Below are 7,401 nucleotides of genomic sequence, written 5' to 3'. Positions count from 1 at the left end.
TAGCAAAAAGATTGCTCCCCACGCATGATAGTCTACATTTGTATATCTTCAAGTATAACCATATATCGATGACCACTCACCTCAAGAGCTTTACTGATTTGTTATGAGACATCACAAAATACCCATCATCTTCTTTGAATATTTTCAGCCAGATTGCCCCATGCAGTAGCTCACCTGCTTTCCGGTATGGTGCTACACTGGAATAGAAGTAGTAATTTCTACAACATCCTGAACCACCACTATCAACCCGTAGCACAAGGTATGGGAAGTCTCTTGGAAGATGTTCATAGACACTAACATACTTGTCCTTATGTTCATCAACTAGACTGCCTGATGGGTCAAATACCTTAGCATTGAGAATGTAGCAGTCTTCATTGGTAGCACTGGCTACGACAGTATATGGAGCAGTGTTGATAAGCTCTGTCGGGTCTTTATGGTAACAGTCCCATGCCCTTTCAGCAGTTGCCTGTAATGACCACAAAAAAAAGGTAGGGATCAGAAAAAATTTCAGCATCATCCTAGATCTATGTTGATCGATACCTCTCCTGTATGGAGGCTGATCCCTGACTTGGGTGGAGCAAAACCACCTCTATTCAGTATCTCCTTGCTGGCCTCCAACTGAACGTGTTCACTGTTTGCGTGATCTAGGAGGTGAACAATTCTGTTAAAGGCTTTAGGTGATGCCATACCAAATGACATCATCATCTGCTGCCTCATATACTCCTGAACATGAGGTAACCGTAAGGTCTTAGAGGCCACCACACGACCACTCTCACCACCATGCCCCTGTGAGTATCCTGCGGTTAGAGCCGCATCCTTGATCGTCCCACCGTCTGCTACGAGGGTATCAACCAATGCCTTTTGTTTATCAGTTAGGTCAGTCATAGATTCATCTTAGCATCAGAAACAGCATCATTAGCAGCATCACGTATGCGCTGAATGTCGTTATTTGCATTTTCAACATACGTGTTAATACAGTCAATATATGCATCTACATTTATGTTGTAAATTTTAACAGACGAATTGTACGAACTGACTTCATGTTCACTTGTAAATGAATATGGTTTATATGGTTTGCTAGGAACAGAGCAGCTATGAGACGGATAGCCAAATATCCCCAGATTGCTTCCGCCAAGAACATAAGGAAATGCCTGCGCGGACACCATAAATTGCAAGACAAAAAATATGGCTATTTTATTCATTGGATTCTGCTATCAATAGACTAGAAAACATTACAGCCTTGACCCACTCTTCTACAATTTCCTTTACAGGTTTAGCCTTATTGGTTTTATTCCAACGGATAAGATCTGACATTCTGTGAGCATATGCTCGCATTCTACACCCCGGAGAAACATATCTTCCACCCTGTGCCTTCTCGTATAGCGCACGGGATTCTAGGTCATGACATTTTGCTGCATCATTCATTTCAGCATCAGATGCCAAGGTGGAGAGAAATGACATCATATTGCTTATGGCTCGGTAGTAAGCTTGTTCATTAAATCGTCCTTTACTAGTTTGCTTCTCTAGCCAAGCAGGTGTTTTATCTGCAATCAATGCTGAAGCATAACCAACAGCATGTCGCCTGTTCTCTAATGTAAGTTGATGGATTTTTTCTTGATGAATAGTAATCTTCTGCATAGCTTCATCAATGAAATGTAGATTCACACTGCTCTGTATTTCACGTTTTCTTTCCTCCGATACACCCATAATAGATCTGAATGATCTGGGGAGTTTGTCCATCAGATCATCTTCACCCGATACGCCAACAAGGACGCGCTCTTTCCCCGGTGGATAGAATCCGGGGATTGCTGTTAGTAGCTTTTCACTAGGATCTTTAGCACTCAATTCTGAGGATGCATATACTCCTGAGACTGCGGAATAAATTATCAGAGTACATAGAGAGATTTTGATCATGGCAAGATGAAGAATATCACGTCAAAGGTTTTAGTGAAAAAATGTGTGTGTAGGTGGTAATCACAGTGTGATACTTGTTTTTTTAACCCCCCCCCCTTAGCCCTCACTGGACGCGCACTCAGACGCTCCCCCAGTGACACCATTCTATCCTATAGTCTTCCTCTCAACACCGCTCCTCACCTTCACCAGCTCCGCTAGTGGGATTAATCCTACAAACTTCACCGGTTACGGTATTCCGCTCTCAGCACATTTACATAATGTGGCGTTATACAAAGTAGGATCAGCAGAGTGTATGCATATACCGTTACAGTCATGTGCTATCGCACATCACCTCCACTGTATTCGTTACACAACATGGTTGACACCATATTGTGTGAACAGCGTTTAGCATGTGATTTCTTCCATGGTTATGCAAGATTTATCCAGTATAGCAAGACATATTTTGTAGACCATTTTGTAGACCACAACAAAAAACCCTAACTATATTTATTGAAAAACATACAGTTAGGGTAGATATATGGCGGAGAAGGAGGGATTCGAACCCTCGATGGAGCTATTAACCCCATACTCCCTTAGCAGGGGAGCGCCTTCAGCCTCTCGGCCACTTCTCCAGTAGAAATTGTGAGACTCTCAATTATTGGCCAAATGGACAACCCCATGTCTCGAGAACGGCGCAAAGGATACCTGTAGAGAGAGATCAGGTAAAGATGACAATGGCAGTTTTATCTGCTTTTTTTGTTATTTGGTACGATTACAGTAGAGTCTACGCTGTGTAATCTTTGTTTTCTTCGCTCTCTTCATCGAGGATTCTTTGGTAAATCTCCTCTCGATGGACAGCTATCTCTCTTGGCGCATCGATACCTATACGTACCTGATTGCCTTTTACTCCAAGCACAGTAATGGATACATCATCCCCTATCCTCACTGTCTCCCCGACTCGCCTTGTCAGTATCAGCATTCCATATCTCCATTTTATTATTATCAGTTCCTTTGGCTTATGCAGTATACCGCCTGTTCAAACAATTGCTAGAACATTAGAACTTTACTGTTTTTTGAAATTTGACAGGATGAAACCCACATATTTTAATGAACCTCAGGCTCAGCATCCAACTCAAAAGAGTCATGTAGCGCACGCACCGCAAGCTCCAGATATTTCTCATCAATAATGACCGAGATCTTGATCTCCGAGGTGGATATCATCTGGATATTAACCCCCTCTTTTGCCAGTGCCTTAAACATCTGGCTGGCGATCCCCGCATGTGAGCGCATCCCTACACCAACCAGAGAGACCTTTACAATTTCACTGTCACCAATAGTCTCACGAGCCCCAAGCTCTTTGCCTATCTTCTCCAGAGCGGCCATTGCTTGCTGGTAATCATTACGGTGAACCGTAAATGTGAAGTCGGTGGTGCCGTCATTGGCAATGTTCTGCACAATCATATCAACCTCGATATTTTGATCAGAGATTGCAACCAGGATCTTGCAGGCTACACCCGGCTCATCCGGTACACCACGTACCGTCAGTTTGGCTTCATCACGTTGAAAGGCAATTCCTGAGATAACTGGCTGTTCCATTCCTTCTTCCTCAAATGTAATCAGTGTTCCGGGGCCCTCCTCAAAACTGGAGAGAACCCGAAGGGGGACATTGTATTTTCCTGCAAACTCCACAGCACGGATCTGTAGCACCTTGGAGCCAAGGCTGGACATCTCCAGCATCTCCTCAAAGGTGATGCGATCCATGCGCCGTGCATTGGGGACGACGCGGGGGTCGGTGGTATAGACACCATCGACATCTGTATAGATCTGACACTCATCAGCATCTATTGCTGCGGCTATTGCAACTGCGGAGGTATCAGATCCCCCTCTTCCCAGGGTGGTTATATTTCCATGCTCATCAGTTCCCTGGAAACCGGCGACTACAATAACGTGATCCTTGTCCAGATCATCACGCACACGCTGCGCATCAATATCAAGGATGCGTGCCTTGTTGTGTGAGCTATCGGTAAGAATCTGCACCTGTGGGCCGGTATAGGAGCGAGCCGGCACTCCCCTCTTCTCCAGGGCAATAGTCAACAGAGCGATGGTTACCTGCTCCCCGGTTGCCATCGCCACATCCAGTTCGCGCGGGGTTGGGTTGGGATCAATCTCTTTTGCCAGAGCAACAATCCGATTGGTCTCACCACTCATGGCAGAGACTACAACGACCATCCGGTTGCCGCGATCACGCCACTCTTTTACCTTGTCTGCTACCGCCTCAATTCGTTTGACGCTGCCGACAGAGGTTCCGCCATATTTTTGTACTATAAGTGCCATTACTGCAGTACCTCTTGCGCCCAGGCCTTGGTTGATTCAATGGCATCTGGTATCCCCGATGGATCACTACCGCCACCCTGTGCCATATCGGGACGTCCACCACCCTTGCCGCCAACAAGCTCCGCAGCATGCCTAACCATATCACCAGCCTTTATTCGGTCAGTTGCATCCTTGGTTACACCGGCCACCAGAACCACCTTCCCTCCACTGGCTGTTGCCAGAAGAATTGCCGCAGTTCCCAGTTTATCCTTTAGTTGATCCATTGTCGTACGCAGGGTCTTGACATCAGCCCCTTCAAGATGTGTGATCAGCACTTTTACTCCACCACTCTCTACTGCCTCAGAGACCAGGTCTCCTGATGATGCGCTAGCCAGCTTTGATTTCAGACGCTCCAGCTCTTTCTCCATCTTCTTGCTCTGTTCAACCAGAGCCTGCACCTTGTCGCCAACCGTCTCTCTACTGGCCTTTACAAGAGACGCCAGCTGCTGAAGGGTCTGCTCACCAGACTCCACATAAGCCAGTGCGCCTTCGCCCGTAACTGCCTCCATACGGCGGACACCAGCAGCAACCCCGCTCTCGGAGAGGATACGGAACATCCCGATCTCGCCAGTGGATGCCACATGGGTGCCCCCACAGAGCTCTGTCGAGTACTCATCCATCCGCACAACCCGCACCTCATCACCATATTTCTCGCCAAATAGTGCCATCGCCCCGGTAGCCTTGGCATCGTCAATTGACATTACCTGACTATCCACTGGGTGGCTTGCAAGAATCTGTTCGTTGACCTGACGCTCCACCTCATGAATCTGCTCATCTGTCATGGGTTCAAAATGGGAGAAGTCAAAACGGAGTCGATTACCATTCACCTGTGAACCCTTCTGCTGTACATGGTCACCAAGGATCTTTCTCAGCGCAGCATGTGCCAGATGGGTTGCCGAGTGGTTTCGTGCTGTTGCCTTGCGCTCAGTCACATCCACCTTGGCACTGATGATATCGTCAATAGATATTGTGCCACCCCCACCCTCACCAATGTGGAGAATGGTTCCTCCAGTCTGTTTCTGGGTATCCTCACCCTCAAAATATGCCAGCCCCTCGCCATTAAGTAGCCCCATATCACCCGCCTGTCCACCAGACTCTCCATAGAACGGGGTGGACTCAAGCACAACTACACCGCTGTCACCCTCATCAAGGGATTGAACAGAAGTGCCCTCTTTAAACAGAGCAACTACTGTTGATTGATCCTCAAGACCATCATATCCACTAAATTTAGTCTCTCCCTCAATCTCCAGACCTTCAGCCTGCGCACTCTTGAAACTGCTTGCTGAACGCGCCCTGTCACGCTGTTCTGTCATTGCCTTCTCGTAACCATCAAGGTCCAGAGTCAGATTACGCTCACGTGCTATATCTCCGGTTAGATCAACCGGAAACCCGTAAGTATCATAAAGCTTGAAGATGGTCTCACCAGGAATCTCGTCCCCATCCAGGGCAGCAATACTCTCCTCAAGAATGCGCATCCCCTGATCCAGGGTCTCTGCAAAGCGCTGCTCCTCTTTCAGCAACACCCTCTCTACCTGCTGCTGTGCCGCAGGAAGCGCAGGATAGGCCTCACCCATCTCGGCCACCAATGGGGCAACCAGTTTATGGAAGAATGGATCTGGCTGCCCCAGCTTGTAGCCATGGCGAATTGCACGGCGAACGATACGACGCATGACATAACCACGCCCCTCATTGGATGGAACAACCCCATCCACAGCGAGAAAGGCACAGGAGCGAATATGGTCTGCAATCACCTTGACTGAGGTGTGGTTGTGGTCAGTTACCCCGGTCTCTTTGGCGACAGCCTTCATCAGATTCTGGAACAGATCGATATCGTAGTTACTATGCCCATTCTGCAGAATGGCAGCCAACCGCTCCAGCCCCATACCGGTATCGACCGATGGGTGCGGCAGTGAATTAAGAGTACCGTCGTTATCACGGTCATACTGCATGAACACCAGATTCCAGATCTCGATATAACGATCCCCATCCTCATCTGGAGAGCCCGGAGGACCGCCGGCAATCTCCTCTCCATGATCATAGAAGATCTCGGAACAGGGGCCACAAGGGCCGGTGTCCCCCATTGACCAGAAGTTATCCTTGGCGCCACAGCGTGAGAAACGCTCCGCAGAGACTTTCATCTCCTTGAGCCATATATCCTCTGCCTCAGGGTCCTCCTCATATACAGTGACCCATAGTTTCTCTTCTGGCAACCCAAGAGTAACCGTCAGAAACTCCCATGCATACTGAATCGCATCCCGCTTGAAATAGTCTCCAAAACTGAAGTTTCCAAGCATCTCGAAGAAGGTATGGTGACGTGCCGTGTAGCCAACATTCTCCAGGTCATTGTGTTTTCCCCCTGCGCGCAGACAACGTTGTACCGAGGTTGCCCTGCTGTAGTTACGCTTCTCCTGCCCCAGAAAAACATCCTTGAACTGCACCATCCCGGCATTCACAAAGAGCAGGGTTGGATCATTGGCCGGTATCAGTGGACTACTATCCACAACCTGGTGCCCCTTCTGTTCAAAGAAGTCTAAAAATGCAGTTCTAATTTCGTTACTTTTCATGATCTATTCAGTCATTCCGTGGGGTATCAATTACTACCCGAATCTGCTCATGGGTAAATCCCCGGTACTGCAAAAAACGCTGTTGTCGTGCCTGTTCACTAAAATCATCAACTCTCTCTGTTCCAAATTTTTTCTCTTTCACTCTGCGCGCACACCCATTCCACTCATCAGCATAGGGCTCCATCGCCGGTTCAATCTTCTCTGCGGGAACGCCCTTCTCCTGCAACTCCCGCTCTATACGATACGGCCCTAGCCCCTTACCAACTCGTGAGCGCACGTAGCTCTCCGCAAACCGCTCCTCACTCAACACTCCCTCCTCAACCAGCTGCTTCAGTAGAGGATCGACCATCTCCTCACCATACCCCCTGCCAACCAGCTTGCGCCTCAACTCAAGTATCGAGTGCTCTCTCCGTGCCAACAGGCGCAGCGCCTGGTCACGCGCGTGTGCTATATCTCTATCCGCCACCGGCCCGGTCCGGCAGCAACTGCTCCCGTATCTGCTGTTCAATCTCCCGGGCTGTCTCAGGGTTGTCTTTGAGGTACTGTCTTACCTTGTCTTTGCCCTGGCCTA

9 protein-coding genes and 1 tRNA gene are annotated in these 7,401 nt (G+C 48.3%); all 10 read right to left on the bottom strand.

The annotated features are described in order from the left end of the window. Window positions 1–76 precede the first annotated feature (76 nt). Window positions 77–517, bottom strand: coding sequence for a hypothetical protein (locus tag H8D24_06405; GenBank protein ID MBC8520018.1), 441 nt, complete (start codon window positions 515–517; stop codon window positions 77–79). After that, complete coding sequence (locus H8D24_06400) at window positions 514–885, bottom strand: terminase small subunit (GenBank protein MBC8520017.1); 372 nt, start codon at window positions 883–885, stop codon at window positions 514–516. Before H8D24_06400 ends, H8D24_06405 begins: the two co-directional genes overlap by 4 nt. Beyond that, window positions 882–1,202: a hypothetical protein gene (locus tag H8D24_06395; protein MBC8520016.1), complete on the bottom strand. Its 321-nt coding sequence runs from the start codon at window positions 1,200–1,202 to the stop codon at window positions 882–884. The genes H8D24_06400 and H8D24_06395 overlap by 4 nt, the downstream gene beginning before the upstream one ends. Next, entirely contained in the window at window positions 1,195–1,845 is a 651-nt protein-coding gene (locus tag H8D24_06390) for a hypothetical protein (GenBank protein ID MBC8520015.1), read from the bottom strand. The genes H8D24_06395 and H8D24_06390 overlap by 8 nt, the downstream gene beginning before the upstream one ends. A gap of 587 nt (window positions 1,846–2,432) precedes the next feature. Beyond that, window positions 2,433–2,525: transfer RNA gene (locus H8D24_06385), tRNA-Ser, on the bottom strand. 152 nt (window positions 2,526–2,677) lie between these two features. Further along, on the bottom strand, window positions 2,678–2,872 hold the full coding sequence (gene csrA / locus H8D24_06380; GenBank protein MBC8520014.1) for a carbon storage regulator CsrA: 195 nt from the start codon (window positions 2,870–2,872) through the stop codon (window positions 2,678–2,680). Between the two features lie 125 nt (window positions 2,873–2,997). Then, on the bottom strand, window positions 2,998–4,227 hold the full coding sequence (locus H8D24_06375; GenBank protein ID MBC8520013.1) for an aspartate kinase: 1,230 nt from the start codon (window positions 4,225–4,227) through the stop codon (window positions 2,998–3,000). Then, window positions 4,227–6,830 (bottom strand): alanine--tRNA ligase, encoded by a 2,604-nt coding sequence (alaS, locus tag H8D24_06370; protein MBC8520012.1) that lies wholly within the window; start codon window positions 6,828–6,830, stop codon window positions 4,227–4,229. Before alaS ends, H8D24_06375 begins: the two co-directional genes overlap by 1 nt. Window positions 6,831–6,837: 7 nt before the next feature. Then, window positions 6,838–7,296, bottom strand: a complete 459-nt coding sequence (locus H8D24_06365) for a regulatory protein RecX (protein MBC8520011.1) — start codon at window positions 7,294–7,296, stop codon at window positions 6,838–6,840. Next, the coding region (locus H8D24_06360) for a DNA recombination/repair protein RecA (GenBank protein ID MBC8520010.1) at window positions 7,286–7,401 on the bottom strand (116 nt) is incomplete at its 5' end. The genes H8D24_06360 and H8D24_06365, both read right to left, overlap by 11 nt.

It is taken from the genome of Candidatus Thiopontia autotrophica, from assembly GCA_014384675.1.
Classification (GTDB): Bacteria; Pseudomonadota; Gammaproteobacteria.
This window is presented reverse-complemented; position numbering and strand designations above follow the sequence as displayed.

Excerpts from the sequence above, each read along its gene's own strand:
- csrA (MBC8520014.1), bottom strand. The coding sequence starts at position 2,872 with ATGCTGATACTGACAAGGCGAGTCGGGGAGACAGTGAGGATAGGGGAT.
- H8D24_06375 (MBC8520013.1), bottom strand. The coding sequence starts at position 4,227 with ATGGCACTTATAGTACAAAAATATGGCGGAACCTCTGTCGGCAGCGTC.
- H8D24_06395 (MBC8520016.1), bottom strand. The coding sequence starts at position 1,202 with ATGAATAAAATAGCCATATTTTTTGTCTTGCAATTTATGGTGTCCGCG.
- H8D24_06400 (MBC8520017.1), bottom strand. The coding sequence starts at position 885 with ATGACTGACCTAACTGATAAACAAAAGGCATTGGTTGATACCCTCGTA.
- alaS (MBC8520012.1), bottom strand. The coding sequence starts at position 6,830 with ATGAAAAGTAACGAAATTAGAACTGCATTTTTAGACTTCTTTGAACAG.
- H8D24_06405 (MBC8520018.1), bottom strand. The coding sequence starts at position 517 with ATGATGCTGAAATTTTTTCTGATCCCTACCTTTTTTTTGTGGTCATTA.